The organism is Rhodococcus wratislaviensis (assembly GCF_041228765.1).
Classification (GTDB): Bacteria; Actinomycetota; Actinomycetes; order Mycobacteriales; family Mycobacteriaceae; genus Rhodococcus_F; species Rhodococcus_F wratislaviensis.
The window spans coordinates 625,709-641,933 of record NZ_CP150488.1 but is presented as its reverse complement, the minus strand read 5'-3'; the positions used below and the strand labels follow the sequence as shown (position 1 = coordinate 641,933).

Here is a 16,225-nt window from a genome sequence, read left to right as displayed (position 1 = left end):
CTTGACGCCGGCCCGTGTACGACCTAGCTTAATCGAATCATATTCGATTAGTTGGAGGAGGTCCCGTGGACGCCGAACTGCTCGTCGTCGGAGGCGCGGTGCGCACTGGTGATCCCGACCGGCCCGTCAGTGACGCGCTCGCCGTGGCCGCCGGCCGCGTGGTTGCTCTGGGGGAGCGGGCTCGTGCGATGCGGTCGAGCCGCACCGAACTGATCGACCTGGATGGGGGCGCATTGTTGCCGTCGTTCGGAGACGGACACGTCCACCCGCTGATGGGCGGGCTGGGTTTGCGCGGTGCCTCGATTCGCGACTGTGGCAGCGTCGACGACGTCCTGCGCGAGGTGCGCCGGTGGGCGGACGAGAACCCCGAGGCCGGGTGTGTATTCGGGGACGGGGTTTCTCCGACGCTCGCCGAGGGTGGGCGTTTCGAGGCCACGTGGCTCGACAGCGTGGTTCCGGACCGGCCGGTGGTCCTGCGCACGATGGACCACCACACGGCTTGGGTCAACAGTGCAGCGCTGCGACGTGCCGGACTGAGTCGGGACACCCCGGATCCGGCGGGCGGCGAGATCGTGCGGACGGCCGACGGTGAGTTGCTCGGGACCCTGCGCGAATGGGGTGCGATCAATCCGGTTCTCGCGCTGGTGCCGGATGCGAGCCTCGACGATCGGGTCGACGCGCTGGCGACGGTGTCGACGATGCTCGCCGCCGCAGGTATCACGTGGGTGCAGGATGCGTGGACCGAACTCGACGACGTCGAGGTCTGGCTGACTGCCGCCGACCGCGGGAGACTGTCCACCCGTGCCAACCTCGCGTTTCGTGCGACGCCGGAGAGCTGGGAGGCCGACCGGGAGGCGTTCGCCCTGGCGCGGCGGAAGGTCGAGGAGCGGGGCGGCGACGCGGTCAGGGCGGGAACGGTCAAGTTCTTCGCCGACGGCGTGATCGAGGCCGGTACGGCAGCGCTTCTGGCGCCCTACACGGACTGTCCGCACTCCCACGGCATCAGCAACTGGACGACGGACGAACTGTCGCGGGCCGCGGCCGAGGTGGACCGGCTGGGGTTCCAGATCCACATCCATGCCATCGGCGACGCCGGGGTGCGCATGGCGCTCGATGCGATCGAGCACGTCGATCGAAGCAATGGTTCGCGTGATCGGCGCGCCACGATCGCGCATCTGCAATTGGTCGACGGTGACGACCTCGACCGATTCACGTCGCTCGGGGCGGTCGCCAACTTTCAGCCGCTGTGGGCCCAGCTCGACGCCCTGATGACGGAATTGACGATTCCGCGGATCGGGGACGACCGGGGCGCGCAGCAATATCGCATCGGAACCCTCACCGAGCGAGGTGCCCGGGTGGCCTTCGGCAGTGACTGGCCCATCACCGCCTATGAGCCGATCAAGGGAATTGCCACCGCGATCCACCGCCAGACCCCGTCCGGCATACCGACGGAGGGATGGTTGCCGGGCGAACGCGTCGGGCTCGAACGGGCCCTCGCCGCATATTCGGCCGGCGTCGCCTATCAGGGATTCGAGGAGAACCTGTGGGGCTGCCTCCGGCCGGGAATGCGGGCCGACATGATCCAGCTGCCGGTCGACCCCTACGACCTGTCGTCCGCGCAGGCGCTCAGCGAGCTCGCCGTGACCCGAACCTGGCTGGGCGGCAAGCAGGTGCACTGAGATCCGGCGCTACCGCTGCACCGCGCCGCGTTCCTGCAGGAGGTTGCGGAAGCCCGCCAGCAGGGCCGCCAGGCCGAGTTCGAACGCCTGCTCGGCCCTCGCCGGGCCGCGGGGTGCGGCGGCAAGCGCCCGGGTCAGCGCATCGTCGGCCGTCGTCGAATCCGCTTCGATCATGACCTCCGGGGCGGCCGCGTCCAGGGCGGCGCCGAGCAGGAAATTCTCCGCGGCGGTGATGACGGCCATGATGTGGTCGTCCGGAAAGCCGGCGTCGCGCAGACCGGCCGCCGCCGAGTGATACACCGAGAGCGAACCGGGATCGCGCACCGTCTCGGTGGCCAGGAGGCGGATGGCGGTGGGGTGCCGGCTGAACGCCGCCCGATAGGACCGGGCCCACTCGGAGAACGCCTCGTCCCAGGGCAGGCGCTCGAAGGCCGATCCGTCGATCTCTCGGACGACGCGGTGGCGAACCAGTTCGACGACGGCCGCGCGGCCTTTGGCATGGTGATAGATCGACGACACCTGCACGTTCAGGTGCCGGGCCAGATCCGGCATCCTGAAGTCGCCGTCACGATCGACCAGTTCGAGCGCCGCCTCCGCGATGCGTTCGCGGTCCAGGCGTGCGACGCGAGGTCTGCCCATCGGTGCACCCACCTCTCCAATCGAAATTCATTCGATTATGCCCTTGTGGCGCCGGTCACAACGTTCTAGTCTAATCGAAACACATTCGATTAGAACCTCGTCGCGTATCCGCGCCCCCGGTTTACCCCGCCGCCGCGCCCTTGCCCTGACTGGAGAAGTTCCTCATGAAGAAATCCGCACCCGGACCCGCCTCCGGCACGCAGCTGGAAGGCGGCGCCCTCGGCACCTCCGGCATCGTGTTCTTCGTCGTGGCGGCTGCCGCGCCGTTGCTGGTGATGGCGGGGGTGGCTCCCCTGGCGCTGAACGTCGCGGGCATCGGTGCGCCCGGCGGGTACATCCTGGCCGGGCTCGCGCTCGGCGTGTTCGCGATCGGCTTCACCGCGATGAGCAAGTACATCCACAACGCGGGGGCCTTCTACTCGTACATCTCCATCGGACTCGGCCCCCGATGGGGCCTCGCGGCGGCGGTACTCGCCCTCGTCTCCTACAACGCTCTCGAGATCGGGATCTTCGGCGCCCTGGGGTATTTCACCCAGTCCACCATGGCGGATCTGGTCGGGCTCAACCTTCCGTGGGGTCTGTGGTCGCTGATCGGCGTCGGTCTGATCTGGTTCCTGGGGTCGCGATCGGTCCATGTCGGCGCACGGTTCCTGATCCTGCTGCTCACCGCTGAGACAGGGATCCTGGTCCTGCTCGCAGCCGCCGTCCTTCTTCGGGGCGGCGCCGAGGGGCTCGGCGTCGACTCGTTCGCTCCCACCCACGTCTTCAGCCCCGGCCTCGGTGGGGTGCTGACTCTGGCGTTCGCCGCGTTCATCGGGTTCGAAGCGACCGCCCTGTACCGGGAGGAAGCGAAGGATCCTTCCCGGACGATTCCACGGGCAACCTACCTGGCGGTCGCATTCCTCGGCCTGTTCTACGCCTTCATGGTGTGGATCATCATCCAGGCATACGGCCCGGATCAGGCGCTCGCGCTCGCAGCCTCGGATCCCGCCGCACTGTACTTCGACGCCATCGAGAACTACGTCGGTGGCTGGGCGAGCACGCTCATGGAACTGTTGATCATCACGAGCATCCTCGCCAGCCTGCTCGCTTTCCACAACGCGATCACCCGCTACGCCTTCGCGTTGTCGCGCGAGCACGTCCTGCCCCGGGCCCTCGGCAAGCTGCACCCGGTCTACAAGTCGCCGTACGTGGCGAGCGCCGTGCAGAGTCTCCTTGCCATGGTCGTGATCGTCGGGTTCGCGCTCGCCGGCGCCGACCCCTACCTTCAGCTCCTGCTCTGGGTGAATTCCCCCGGCGTCGTCGGCATCGTCGTACTCCAGGCGATGGCCGCCGCCGCCGTTCTCGCATTCTTCTGGCGGGACCGCCGCGGGCATTCGATCTGGCGGGTTCGGGTAGCCCCCGCAGCCGCTCTCGCCATGTTGAGCTACGCGACGTGGTTGATCGTGGCCAAGATGGACCTGCTCACTGCCGCAGGACCCGCCGTGAACACGGTCCTCGTCGCCGTCACACCGGCGAGCCTGGCGATCGGACTGGTGCTCGGTATACGGCTCGCGCGACGCGATCCCGAACTCTACGCACGGCTGGGAACCACCGACGTGGACGCCGAACCCTCGGTGCCGTCCGAAGAAGTGAGCAACAGTCCGATCCAGCCGGGCAAGGCGACGTAGACGTGCCTTCACCGAAATCCGATCCGCTGGAGGTGGACGTCCGGCGCTACCGTCGGTGGCGCGATCGACGTCGAGAAGCCGAACGACATCGTGCCCGACAGCCGAGGCCGGGCAAGGAGGTCGACGACATCCTCGACTTCGCCCGAACCTGGGCGCCGTTCGGCGGTCCCCCGGAGGAGGAGACCCTCGTCAACTTCGGGATGTGCCCGACTCGATTCACGGAACGACTCTGGCAAGTCATCGGCGAATTCGGTTGCGGGCGAGCCGACGAGACACAACTGAAACGGGCCTATCCGCAGCACGAATAGCGAAGCTGCGGGCCCATCGGGGCCGTGATCGATAATGGTCGGATGCGGTCGCGGAGGAAAATCTTGGACGCCACGCTCGACTTGATCGCGAGTGACGGTTTCGAGGGCGTCACCATCGCGGCGGCGGCGCATGGCGCCGGCGTCACGCGACAGACCGTGTATTCCAACTTCGGGTCGCGCGAAGAACTCGTGTCGCAGGCGATCGCCGGTCTCGCCGTCGAGGTGCTGGGCGGGATCCACTCACGATCGAACGCCACCGACACAGCGTGCGAATACGTCGTCGAACTCATCGTCGCGGGCCGGGCGGCGGTGCGCGCTCATCCGGTCCTGGCTACCCTGCTCCAGGCGGAACGGGGCAACCCTGTTTTCGACACCGGCATGATGTCTCGCGCGAAACCTGTAGCGCGCGAACTGCTCGCGCCACTCGTCGAGCGCGACCCCGGTGTGGAGTCGAGCCTCGACGACATCGTGGAGATCGCACTTCGGCTGGCGCTGTCGGTCGTCCTTTTCGACGACGACGCCGTTCACGCCGACGACGACCTTCGCCGGTTTCTCACCCGCTGGCTCTTGCCGGCGATGCCGTCCAGCTCGTAACGGCAGTCACAGTTACTTCTTGACACATCTGGCTTCAAGTGTCTAGTTTGAGCTCGCCCACGAGAAATGCTCCACGCTGATCTTTCGACATCTCGCCGAGTGAGTCCGTCTGCGATCTGGGGGAAACCTGTGTCTGCACTCAATCGCCGCTTCTTTCTGGCCGGGGCCGCTGCCGCGGGGGTTGCGTTGGCGAGTCCACGCATCGCGCAGGCCGGGACCGCACTCGCGGGTCGCCGCACGACCGTGCCTCTCACCCGCGAAGATCACCGGGTCATCGTCGTCGGGTCGGGGTTCGGCGGCGGCGTCGCGGCGCTTCGGCTCGCGGAAGCCGGGGTGCCCGTTGTGGTGCTCGAGCGTGGAATGCGCTGGCCCACAGGGCCGGACGCGGAGACCTTCCCTCGCGCGACCGCCCCGGACAAGCGCATCCTCTGGTACCGGTCCAGTCCGCAATTGTTCGGTGAGCCAGTGGCGCTGGAGCCGTACACCGGTCTGCTCGAGGCGGTGCCCGGCGACAACATGACCGCACTGTGCGCGGCAGGCGTCGGCGGTGGTTCCCTGGTCTACCAAGGGATGACGTTGCAACCGGCTGAGGCCGTCTTCAACACGCACCTTCCCGAAGCACTCGACTGGGCCACCATGGACCGAGTTCACTACCCGCGGGTCGCGCAGATGTTGCGGCTCGCCGTCGCCCCCGATGAGTTGATCGACAGCCCGAATTACCAGGCCGCGAAGGTGTTTGCGCAGAACGTGCAGCGAGCGGGACTGCCCGTGTCGAAGATCCCGATGCCGATCGACTGGAACTTCGCGCTCGACGAACTCCGCGGCCGCATGAAACCCTCGTACACCAACGGCGACGGCGCCCTCGGGGTCAACAACGGCGGCAAGCACTCGGTCGACGTCACCTACATCGCTGCCGCGGAAGCGACCGGCCGGGTGACGGTGGAAACCCTGCACCAGGTCACCGATGTCGAACGCGCCCCGGACGGCCGCTGGACGGTGTACGTCGACCGGATCGATACGTCCGGCACCGTGCTCGAGACCAAGATCCTCACCACGAATGCCCTGGTGATGGCCGCCGGCAGCCTGGGCACCACCAAGTTGCTTGTGCGCGCGGGGGCGACGGGCCGGATCCCGGATCTGCCGGACGGACTCGGAACCGGGTGGGGAACCAACGCCGACCGAATCTATGTCTGGACGAGCCTCGAAGAAGAGTTCGGCGCTCCGCAGGGTGGCCCGGTCGTCTACGGCAGTTTGAACTGGGACGACCCCGCCACCGCCGTCACGGTCATCCAGGCGTCGATGCCACCACTGTCTTTCGACGCACGCAGCACCATGCTCGTCGGATACGGAGTCAGCGACGGCCGTGGGAGTTTCGTGTACGACTCGGCCACCGACGACGCAGTCCTGCGCTGGCCCCGGGAAGGCGACGCCGTCATCCAGAACGGCCGCATCGATCCGATGGTGCGGAAGATCGCCGGGCCGGGAAGCCTACTCACGGACACCAACGCGCTGTTCCCCTCCACCTGGCATCCGCTCGGTGGGGCGTCGATGGGCTCGGTGTGCGACCTCGAAGGCCGAGTGCTCGGCCAGCGCGGACTGTATGTCCTCGACGGCGCACTGATGCCCGGCAACACCGCGGCCTGCAATCCGTCGATGACCATCGCCGCGGTCGCCGAACGCGCCCTGGACCACCTGGTGGCCCGCGACGTCGGAACGGTGATCTGACTCCTCGATACGACCGGAACCCGTTCCGTAACGAATCGTCGTCGGAATCGGACGTATCCGGGGAATCAGCACAAGGGGAGGAGTTCACATGAGGCGAACAGTGCGAGGATCGATGATCGGTGTGCTTGCGGTGAGTGCGTGGATCGGGTGCTCCGTCCCGGCGTCTGCCGAACCACCACAGTTCGACGGCATGACGACCCTCCAAGTCCCTGGAACGATTGTCGGCTGGCCGTTGACCCGCGGGGGCGCGTTCTACAACCCCGTCGTCCACCACGGACACGGCCAGATCTATCCGACCCCGGATGGTTACGGATACGAGTTCCAGTGGATCAATCTCTCGACTGGAGCGTCCGGGAATATCACCGACCGGCACCCCGACCGAGACGCGGTCACGACCGGCCCCGGTCAGGTAGTCGTCACCGTGACCGCGCACCTGCCGGACCTGCACGACGTGTTCGGCACTCCGAGCGTGGGCACGTTCTACGTGGCACCGTAGGCGCGAGGTCACGGCGAGAAATCATGCGACTACATCGCACCTAACACTCCGTGACGTTGACAGCCAGTCCGCCCAGCGAGGTCTCCTTGTACTTCGACAGCATGTCCACGCCGGTCTGGCGCATGGTTTCGATGGCCTGGTCGAGGGTCACTCGGTGCGTCCCGTTGCCGTGCATCGAGATCTTCGCGGCGTTGACCGCTTTCACGGCGGCGACCGCGTTCCGTTCGATGCAGGGAATCTGAACGAGTCCACCGACCGGGTCGCAGGTGAGACCGAGGTTGTGTTCGATCGCGATCTCGGCGGCGTTCTCGACCTGTGCCGGTGTGCCGCCGAGCATTTCGGTGAGGGCGGCGGCAGCCATCGAACAGGCGGATCCGACCTCGCCTTGGCAGCCCATCTCGGCGCCCGAGATCGACGCCCGGCCCTTGACGAGTGATGCGATGGCGCCGGATGTGAGCAGGAAACGGACGATTGCGTCGTCGCGTTCATCGCCTGCGCCGACCGTGGGGACGAACCGTAGTGCCCAGTTGAGCACTGCCGGTATCACGCCGGCCGCGCCGTTGGTGGGTGCGGTGACGACGCGCCCGCCGCCGGCATTCTCTTCGTTGACGGCCATCGCCGCCGCGTTGAGCCAGTCCATCGATACCGAGTGGTCGGTGCCGATCAGCCGTATCCGGTCGTACAGGCCGGGAGCACGGCGCTCGACCCCCAGCCCACCGGGAAGGCGGCCCCGGGTGTGGAAGCCGTGACGGATGGACTCGCTCATCACGTTCCAGACTTCGAGCAGATATCTCTGCACGTGGTCGGGGGAGCGGGTCGCGCACTCGTTCTGCCACATCACGTCGCTGATCGCGAGGCCCTCACGAACGCAGATGTCGAGTAGTTCCCCTGCCGTGGCGAATGGCCAGGGGACCGAGGGTGTTTGCGACGCGGGCGCTCCGTCGCGCTCGACGAACCCTCCTCCGACGGAGTAGTACCTCGCCGTGTGGCCGGGTTGTGCGGTGTCGCTGTGCGGGGTGTCCGAGTGGGCCGTGAACCGCAGCGTATTCGGATGCCGAGTGCCGGCGTCGCGCATGTGTAGGGTGATATCCGCAGTGGTGAACCGTAATTCGCAGTCCGGACCCAACCGCAGTGGGGATCCGGCATCGATCTCGGCGACGCGCGACCGTGCGTAGTCGGGGTCGATGGTGTCGGGCGCATTGCCCTCGAGGCCGAGAAGCACCGCCCCGAGGGTCCCGTGCCCACGTCCGGTCGCGGCCAGCGAGCCGTACAGGTCGACTTCGAGCCGGGAGACCGTGCCGAGGTCGGAGTTCTTCACCTCGTCGACGAACATCGAGCCTGCCTTCATCGGGCCGACGGTGTGCGAGCTCGACGGACCGATTCCGATCGAGAACAGATCGAAGACGCTGGTCACCACACCTCTACTCCGCGAGATGGGCGGCGGCCCGAGCGTCGTCGTCGTGGTCGACCATCGTGGCGCCCGTGGGACGCTCGGCGGCGCGGCGCAGCAGGTGTTCGCGCGTACCGGGATCCGATGCGACGTCGACGATCGTCCACGCGAGTGCGGTCGCCCCCGTGATGGCGCAGTCGTCGCCCGCGTCGGAACCGGCCGCTCGTTCGAACTCCACGGTGTGCGGCGGACCCGCTGCACCGTCGAGTTTGATCATCGGGTGAATGCTGGGAACGACCCGTGAGACGTTGCCCATGTCCGTCGAACCGCCCGACCCGTCGTGCCTGTCCGCCACGGGAAGTCCGGACAGTTCGATGTTCGCGTCCCACGCCTGGGCAAGGAGCGGATCTTGGCGGATGCTGAGGTATCGGGGTTCGGTGCGCCCGTGCTCCCAGGAGCAGCCCGTCGCGATGGCGGCGCCTTCGAGGCACGCAAGCACCCGCTGTTTGGCGTCGATCATCTCCTCCAGGTTCTGCGACCGGACCTCGATGTCGAGGCGCGCGTACCCGGGGACGATGTTCGTCACCGTGCCGGCGTCGGAGGTGATCGATGCGACGCGGATCCCGTCGCGCAACTGCTGGCGCAGCAGACCGATGGCGACCTGTGCGAGAGTCGCGGCGGCGCCGGCGTTGACGGCCTCGTGCGGGGCTGCTGCGGCGTGGGCGGCCCGGCCGGTGAACTCCACGACGAAGCGGTCGACGCACTGCATGACGATCTGTGACGTGCGCACCTGGGTGTCGCTGTTCGACGGATGGACCATCGCCGACATCACGGCCGATTCGAACGCTCCCGCACGCATCAACGCGATCTTGCCGCCACCGTGCTCCTCGGCGGGGGTACCCAGGACCACGAGTTGCACGCCGAGATCGTCCGCGATCGGCTTCAGGGCAAGGGCCGCGCCGACGGAGATGGCGGCGATGACATTGTGGCCGCAGGCATGTCCGATCCCCGGCAGCGCGTCGTACTCCGCGCACAACACGACGCGGAAATCGCCGCTGCCGTATACCGCCTCGAACGAGGTCTCGATGTCGTATGCGCCCCTCGTGACGTCGAATCCTGCCGACTCGAGTTCCGTGGAGATGCGCTCGCACGCGAAGTGTTCGGCGAAGGCGAGCTCGGGCTGTGCGTGAATGTCGCGGCTGAGCGCGATGATTCGTCCACGCTCCTCAGTGATGGTGTGCGCGGCCGATTTCTTCAGGAGCTGGTTCGTTTCGGATGCGGTGGTGCTGTCGTCGACTCGCGTCATCGGTGATCGGCCTTCCAGTCGTCGTGGGTGTTCTGCTGTGTCGTCGCGTTCGCGAACGGGGGTCGGCGTGGGATCACCTCCAGAATCCGAGCGCGAACTCGGCGATGAGGGTCGACAGCACGAAGGAGGCGAAGATCGCGGCGAATCCGACGGGAACGATCTTCCACCCGATCATCCGGAGCGCGGGAAGATTCTTTCCCACAGCCAATCCGGCGAATCCCAGCACCACCGCGCACATCGACATGAAGTCGATCGATTCGGTGTTGTGGACGATCCACTCCGATCCGGGAAACCACCGACCCGATACGGATACGCCGAGCACGCTGGCCCAGATGACCGCAGTGATCTTGCCGCGGGTCAGACGGGACAGTGCGGTCGCGGCCAGCATGAGCCCGACGATGAGGGCGAAGCCGATGGGGATGCTGATCGTCGGCTCCCCTGCGGCGATCGTTGCGGCGGCGATGCAGATCGCGGCGACGATCGGGAGGCTCAGGTAGAGCGGAACGGTGACCTTTTCGTCGTCGTGGCCGAAGGGCGCGGCGTGTGTGTCGGCCGAGTCGGCGGGTGCGGGCGATGATTCGGTGCGCTCGCCCGAGACGACGGCGGGGCGGGACGAGGAGCGGGTGAGCAACCCGTAGAGGCGATCTGCCAGCGGAAGGGCGATCCAGACACCCACGTAGACGCCGAGAATCATGGTGATGAGGTTCGAGGTGGCCGCCAGTGCCAGGACCTGCTCGCCCACTTCCGGGTGAGCCGCGGATATCGCAGCGGCGCCGGCCGCCATCATCGATCCCGACCCGACGCCGGCGCCCATCGCCAACGCCAGGGGGTCGAAGATGCCCAACGACGAGGTCAACGAGGCGATCAACGCAACGATGACGGCGCCGAACATCGTCCCGAAGACGTACATCGACAGCACACCGCGATATTCGTCCGATTTCACCCCGAACCGATCGCCCACGATGGCGAAGGATGCTTCCCGATCGATCGAGAACGTGGCTCCGACCGTCGCGCGCCCCATCCGCAGCGCCACCGCGAGGGGAAGGGCGATGGCGACGGTCCCGACGAGGTGGCCTACCTCCTGCAACAGCAGAGCGGGGCCGGCGTCGAACAGCACGTCGATGTTGGGACCGAGCGTGAGGCTCAACCGGGCGACCAGGAGTGAGACACCCACCGCCATGAGTGACTCGGCGACGGCCCACATCCGCGGCGTGAGAGGCCACCGCCGCTGCGCCGAGACGAACCCGCCGGCGAGGAGCGCCCACACCATCGGGTACACGGCGATCGCGGCCGGGCCGAGGTTGATCTTCCAGACGCCGACGGCCTGGAACGCCGACACGATCACGAGTGCGAGGACGGCCGGTAGCCACACTTCCCGTCGGAGCGGACCCGATGCTGTCCGACGGACCGCGGGCGCAGGAATGACCTTCATGATTGTTGCCCCTACGAGGTGTAGTGCCGATATAGGCACGCAGGATTCATGCATACGAGCTGCGGGAATGATGGCGCATGAGGGTCAGCGCACCATCCGAGTCGCCGGATACCGGCACAGAACGGAAAGTTTGTGCAGAATGCAGGATCTACGCGCCTAATATTGCAGGAGAAATGCCCTTCCGGGGCGGACGACCGGCAGGACCCGGCAGCGGGAGGATTCGCAGGACATGATCGACGCGAGAGACACGATCCTGTCGGAGGAGGACCGGCGTCTGATCCATGCGCTCCAAATCGCGCCGCGGGCCCCGTGGACCGCGCTGGCGCCCGTCCTCGGAGTGGACGCCGTCACGATCGCCCGTCGGTGGTCCCGGCTGCAGTCCGAGGGGCTGGCCTGGGTCACCGCATACCCGGCCACCGCGGAACGCGTGCTTGCCCTCATCGAGCTGAAATGCCCGCCCGGCCGCACCCGCGCGGTGGCGGACGAGATCGGGCGCGACCGCGAAGCCATCACCATCGACCTGACGACCGGCGGCCGCGACCTGCTCGTCACCACCGCATTCGAGGACCACGAGCAGCTGAGCGACTATCTCCTCGAACGCATGGGATCGCTCGACGGCATCTCGGACATGACCACACACGTACTCACCGGCATCCACACCGACGCCCGCAGCTGGAGACTCAGGGCGCTCGACTCCACGGAAGCCGCTGCCGTGCAACAACTCGCCAACAGCGCCCCGGCACCTCGTCGACTGCGGGCTCATCCGAAGGACGAGGCGGAGATCCTTCGTGAACTCGCCACCGACGGCCGCCTGCCCGCGACCGAGATCGCCGCACGGCTGTCCCTGAGCGTCGACAGCACGCGCGCATCGATGAACAACCTGCTCGCCTCGGGTCGCGCGGTGATTCGCACGGAAGTCGCACGGCGGCACTCCGGGCGACCGGCATACGCCTGGTACTTCCTGAAGTCGCCGGCGCGATCGATGGATCAGGTACTCGACCGACTGTCGACTCTCAGCGACGTCCGGCTCCTCGCCCCCACCATCGGTCCCTACAGCATCATCATGGCGATGTGGCTCCGAAATCTCGACGAGGTGCGCAAGTTGGAAACGGTCATCGAGCAGCATTGCCCCGACGTGATCATCGAAGACAGATCGCTCGTGCTGCGCACGCCCAAACATCTCGGTAGGCGACTGACCGCCACAGGCCAGACCTCGCGCGGGTGAGTCACTGACGGCATCGCCCGGGCGTCACCCCATCGATCGCCCAATGTCACCGCGGTTCATTCTGATTGACCGGCTGTGACATCGGGCGATCATGCGTCGGCGGACGCTATGAAATGTTTCTTGACAATGTGTCGTGCGAGTGAATAAGTTGTTGCCTACATCACTGACACCATGTCGTGTGAACTGACGCACTGTTGTCTGACCTACTTCTTCCCCGACCATCGACAGAAGCGGACCGCCATGTCTTCGCAGACCAAGGGAATCCTGATCCAGGCGGTGCTCGGTGCCGTCCTCATCTCGATTCTGATGATCCCGTTCCAGGGCCTCACCCCCTTCGCCCCGTACAGCGCGATGCTGATCCTTCCGGTGATGCTGTTCTTCACCCTCCAGGCGCCTCCGAAGGCCCTCCTGGGGATGTTCCTGAGTTTCGCGTGCGGTGTCGGCTGGGCCGGGTTGTTCATGCTGGTCAAGGCGGCTCTGCCCGGGGTGCCGTTCGAACTGATGATGGGGGTCGGCGTGGCCCTCGTGATCTTCCTGATCCTGTCGGTGCACCCGATCCTGCTGGGACGCACACCCTTCGGAGTGGTCCCGGCGGTGCTGCTGGGCCTGATCGAGTCGTTGCTCGTCATGCTGCTGACCCCGATGCTCGCCCCCGGCGAACCGGGGCCGAACCTGCTGTGGCTCCTCGTCATCTTCGGTTACGGCTGCGTCATGACGTGGATCCTGGTCGTGGTGCAGGACCGGCTTATCAGTGCGGCGCTCGGGACGACGTGGCGTTCCGCCCCGGCGGAGGACGCACCCAGTTCGCAGGTCCCGTCCACGCAGTCAGCGGGCAATCCCGATGTCACAGCGGTCCAATTCGACTGACCCTCTGTGACATCGGGCGCCGGGTGCGTGCGCCCCGGAGTGCCGGGGACTACGGTCTGCCTATGGACGACGGTGGACTCGAGGGACTCGTTGCGCGCGCCCGGGCGCTGACCGAGCCGGGCACGCGCCGCATTCTCGGGATCGCCGGACCGCCCGGCTCGGGCAAGAGCACCGTCGCTGCGGCCGTGCTGGCGGCGCTGGGACCGTCCGCGGTGGTGGTGCCGATGGACGGATTCCACCTGGCGGGTGCGGAATTGATCCGCCTCGGCCGGGCCGGGCGCAAGGGCGCGCCGGACACGTTCGACGCCGCCGGGTACGTGGCGCTGCTGCGCCGGCTGCGTGAACCCGACGGCGAGACCGTGTACGCCCCGCAGTTCCACCGTGAGGTCGAGGAGTCCTACGCCGGGTCGATCGCCGTCCCGCCGGACGTCCCGCTGGTGATCACCGAGGGCAACTACCTGCTGCTCGACGAGCAGCCGTGGGCGAGGGTGCGCGGCCTGCTCGACGAGGCATGGTTCCTCGCCCCGGACGACGAGGAGCGCGTCGCCCGGCTCGTCGAGCGGCACGTCCGCTTCGGCAAGTCGCCCGATGACGCCCGAAAATGGGTGCGGCGCAGCGACGAACGCAACACCGCGCTGGTCGCGCCCGGCCGAACCCGCGCCGACGTCGTCGTCCTCGGCGACCCGCTGTGAGCGGGTTCAGACCGGGTACTCGATCGGTTCCATCCGGCCGCTGGTGAGTGAGCGCGTCGCGGCCTCGGCGATCGCCTGCGCCTTCAGCGCCTCCGACAGGGTCGGGCCGATGTCGGCACCGTTCTCCAGCGCGTCGACGAAGTGGTCGAGCGCGGTGCGGTAGCTGGCCCTGATCCGTTCGAACCATCCCGCGTGCAAGCCGTCGTCGACCACGCGGCCCGCGCTGTACCGGGAGACGGATCCGGCGCGCTGCCGTCGCGCCTCGACCATGCCGGTCGAACCGAGGACCTCGATGCGTTCGTCGTAGCCGTAGCCGATCCGCCGGGTGCAGTCGATCTGGACGAGCGCGCCGCCGGGCAGACGCAGGGTCACTGCCGACGTGTCGACGTCGCCGTACTCGGCGAGGCGGGGTTCGGCGAGCGTGGACCCGGTCGCGAAGACGGACTCGGGGTCGAGCCCGGAGATCCACCGCGCCAGGTCGAAGAAGTGGACGGTCTGGTCGCGCATCTGCCCGCCCGAGACCGCGATGTACTCGAGCGGCGGCATCGCCGGACCGCGGCTGGTCATCTGGATCAGCTCCACCGAACCGATCTCGCCGGACGCGACCACCCGCTGCAGTTCGGCGTAGTCGCGGTCGAAGCGGCGGTTGAAATCGACCATCGCCCGCAGCGATCGGGCCTCGGCGAAGCGCACGATATCGACGGCGTGCGCGAGATCGAGATCGATCGGTTTCTCGCACAGGGCCGGGATTCCCGCCGTCGCCGCGGCGCGAAGGTGCTCGGCGTGGGTGTCGGTGGACGACGCAATGAAGACGGCGTCGATTGCCGTCGGGTCGAAGACCTCCGCGAGGTCGGTGGTCGCGCGGCTGCCGTGCCGCTTGGCGAGGTCCGTCGCACGGGCGAGGTCGATGTCGAAGACGAGAGCCAGGTCGACGTCGGGGTGCGCGGCGAGGTTGGCACCGTGCACGCCGCCGATGAATCCGGCTCCGATGAGGGCGAAACGCTGCATGTCAGATACCGACCCTTTCGTGTGCGAAAGCGGGGACGACCCAGGCGGAGTCGGCGGCGTGGGAGGCGGCGGTCGCCTCCACGAACTGGACGCCGATCAGGCCGTCGCGCCCGGCGGGGAAGGACAGATCGCGGATGGTTGTGGGCTCGCCGTCGCGGCGGGCGCGGAGTTCGTCCGCGAGGTCGCGGTAGAAGTTCGCGAACGCCTCGAGGAAGCCCTCGGGATGCCCCAGACCGGGGCGCGTGAGCCGGGTGGCGTCCTCGGACAGCGTGCGCATTCCCTGCGTGAGGATCGTGGTGCCGCCGTCGAGGTCGCGGACCGCCAGGTGGTGCGGGTCCTCGTGCCGCCATTCGACGCTCGCGGTGTCGCCGAAGACCCGGATGCGCAGGCCGTGCTCGTTGCCGGTGGCGGCCATGCTCGCCCACAGCGTCGCGGGTGCCCCGTTGGACAGGGTGAGGCGCACGGTGGCGTTGTCGAACACCCGCCGTCCGGGGACGAGGGTGTCCAGTTCGGCCGACATCCGGGTGGCCTCGAGGCCGGTGACGTACCGCAACAGGTGGAAGGCGTGGGTACCGAGATCGCCGACGACGCTGGGGAAGCCCGCGACGTCGGGGTCGGTGCGCCACCGCGCCTGGCGGTGTTCGCCGATTTCGAGGGGTGTCGCCGCCCACCCGGACGCGTGTTCCACCGCCACGAACCGGATCCGCCCGAGGTCGCCGGCACGCACCATCCGGGCCGCGTGCCGGACCATGGCGTAGGCCGAATAGCAGTGCGGGACGGCCAGGATCGCACCGGACGCCTCGGCGATCGCGACCAGTTCCGCAGCCGACGCCGAGTCGGTGGTGAGGGGCTTCTCGCACACCACCGAGATGCCCGCCTCCAGGAACGCGCGCGCGATGTCGAAGTGGCTGTCGTTCGGGGTGGTCACGGCGACCACATCGACGCCGTCCTCGCGGGCGGATTCCCGTTCCGCCATCTCCCGGTAGTCGCGGTACGTGCGATCGGCCGGCACACCGAGGCTCTCCGCGATCCGCGCCGACGATGCGACGTCTCGCCCGAAGACCCCGGCCTCCAGGGCGTAGCGGTCGTCGAGACGCATCGCGTAGCGGTGGGTCTCGCCGATGTCGGCACCCTGCCCGCCACCGACCATGCCGGCGACCAGGCGCAGGCTCCCGTGCTTGCTCAACTCGTCTC

General features: G+C 67.6%; 15 protein-coding genes. 9 read left to right on the top strand and 6 right to left on the bottom strand.

Going from position 1 to position 16,225, the window contains the following annotated elements; translation table 11 throughout:
* Positions 1 to 65: 65 nt before the first annotated feature.
* On the top strand, positions 66 to 1,679 hold the full coding sequence (locus tag WKC72_RS02875) for an amidohydrolase (RefSeq protein ID WP_112301485.1): 1,614 nt from the start codon (positions 66 to 68) through the stop codon (positions 1,677 to 1,679).
* A 9-nt stretch (positions 1,680 to 1,688) separates the two neighbouring features.
* Here WKC72_RS02875 and WKC72_RS02870 read toward each other — a convergent pair whose 3' ends face one another.
* Complete coding sequence (locus WKC72_RS02870) at positions 1,689 to 2,318, bottom strand: TetR/AcrR family transcriptional regulator (protein ID WP_037236112.1); 630 nt, start codon at positions 2,316 to 2,318, stop codon at positions 1,689 to 1,691.
* Between the two features lie 164 nt (positions 2,319 to 2,482).
* Here WKC72_RS02870 and WKC72_RS02865 point away from each other — a divergent pair, with 164 nt between their 5' ends.
* The 5 genes from WKC72_RS02865 to WKC72_RS02845 all read left to right on the top strand — a co-directional run bounded on the left by WKC72_RS02865 (position 2,483) and on the right by WKC72_RS02845 (position 7,111).
* A complete protein-coding gene (locus WKC72_RS02865) occupies positions 2,483 to 3,988 on the top strand; it encodes an APC family permease (protein ID WP_370181692.1) in 1,506 nt (501 codons plus the stop codon).
* Between the two features lie 2 nt (positions 3,989 to 3,990).
* Positions 3,991 to 4,296, top strand: a complete 306-nt coding sequence (locus WKC72_RS02860) for a hypothetical protein (protein ID WP_037236117.1) — start codon at positions 3,991 to 3,993, stop codon at positions 4,294 to 4,296.
* 42 nt (positions 4,297 to 4,338) lie between these two features.
* Positions 4,339 to 4,890: a TetR/AcrR family transcriptional regulator gene (locus tag WKC72_RS02855; protein WP_128640398.1), complete on the top strand. Its 552-nt coding sequence runs from the start codon at positions 4,339 to 4,341 to the stop codon at positions 4,888 to 4,890.
* Between the two features lie 129 nt (positions 4,891 to 5,019).
* Entirely contained in the window at positions 5,020 to 6,615 is a 1,596-nt protein-coding gene (locus WKC72_RS02850; protein ID WP_370181690.1) for a GMC oxidoreductase, read from the top strand.
* 88 nt (positions 6,616 to 6,703) lie between these two features.
* Entirely contained in the window at positions 6,704 to 7,111 is a 408-nt protein-coding gene (locus tag WKC72_RS02845; RefSeq protein ID WP_037236125.1) for a hypothetical protein, read from the top strand.
* A 40-nt stretch (positions 7,112 to 7,151) separates the two neighbouring features.
* Here the strand turns inward: WKC72_RS02845 and WKC72_RS02840 are convergent, their stop codons facing one another.
* The 3 genes from WKC72_RS02840 to WKC72_RS02830 form a co-directional block, all read right to left on the bottom strand.
* Positions 7,152 to 8,528, bottom strand: a complete 1,377-nt coding sequence (locus tag WKC72_RS02840; protein ID WP_370181688.1) for an L-serine ammonia-lyase — start codon at positions 8,526 to 8,528, stop codon at positions 7,152 to 7,154.
* 4 nt (positions 8,529 to 8,532) lie between these two features.
* Entirely contained in the window at positions 8,533 to 9,807 is a 1,275-nt protein-coding gene (locus WKC72_RS02835; protein ID WP_235214560.1) for an amidohydrolase, read from the bottom strand.
* Between the two features lie 73 nt (positions 9,808 to 9,880).
* Positions 9,881 to 11,239, bottom strand: a complete 1,359-nt coding sequence (locus tag WKC72_RS02830) for a DUF3100 domain-containing protein (protein WP_370181686.1) — start codon at positions 11,237 to 11,239, stop codon at positions 9,881 to 9,883.
* A 229-nt stretch (positions 11,240 to 11,468) separates the two neighbouring features.
* Between WKC72_RS02830 and WKC72_RS02825 the strand changes: the two genes are divergently transcribed.
* From WKC72_RS02825 to WKC72_RS02815, 3 genes are all read left to right on the top strand, one after another.
* On the top strand, positions 11,469 to 12,464 hold the full coding sequence (locus WKC72_RS02825; RefSeq protein WP_370181685.1) for an Lrp/AsnC family transcriptional regulator: 996 nt from the start codon (positions 11,469 to 11,471) through the stop codon (positions 12,462 to 12,464).
* A 240-nt stretch (positions 12,465 to 12,704) separates the two neighbouring features.
* Complete coding sequence (locus WKC72_RS02820; protein WP_370181683.1) at positions 12,705 to 13,331, top strand: hypothetical protein; 627 nt, start codon at positions 12,705 to 12,707, stop codon at positions 13,329 to 13,331.
* 62 nt (positions 13,332 to 13,393) lie between these two features.
* Positions 13,394 to 14,023 carry a nucleoside/nucleotide kinase family protein gene (locus WKC72_RS02815; protein ID WP_370181682.1) on the top strand — a complete coding sequence of 210 codons (630 nt, stop codon included), beginning with the start codon at positions 13,394 to 13,396 and terminating at the stop codon, positions 14,021 to 14,023.
* Between the two features lie 6 nt (positions 14,024 to 14,029).
* Here the strand turns inward: WKC72_RS02815 and WKC72_RS02810 are convergent, their stop codons facing one another.
* Positions 14,030 to 15,031 (bottom strand): Gfo/Idh/MocA family oxidoreductase, encoded by a 1,002-nt coding sequence (locus tag WKC72_RS02810; protein WP_370181681.1) that lies wholly within the window; start codon positions 15,029 to 15,031, stop codon positions 14,030 to 14,032.
* A 1-nt stretch (position 15,032) separates the two neighbouring features.
* Entirely contained in the window at positions 15,033 to 16,217 is a 1,185-nt protein-coding gene (locus WKC72_RS02805; protein ID WP_370181680.1) for a Gfo/Idh/MocA family protein, read from the bottom strand.
* Between the last annotated feature and the right edge of the window lie 8 nt (positions 16,218 to 16,225).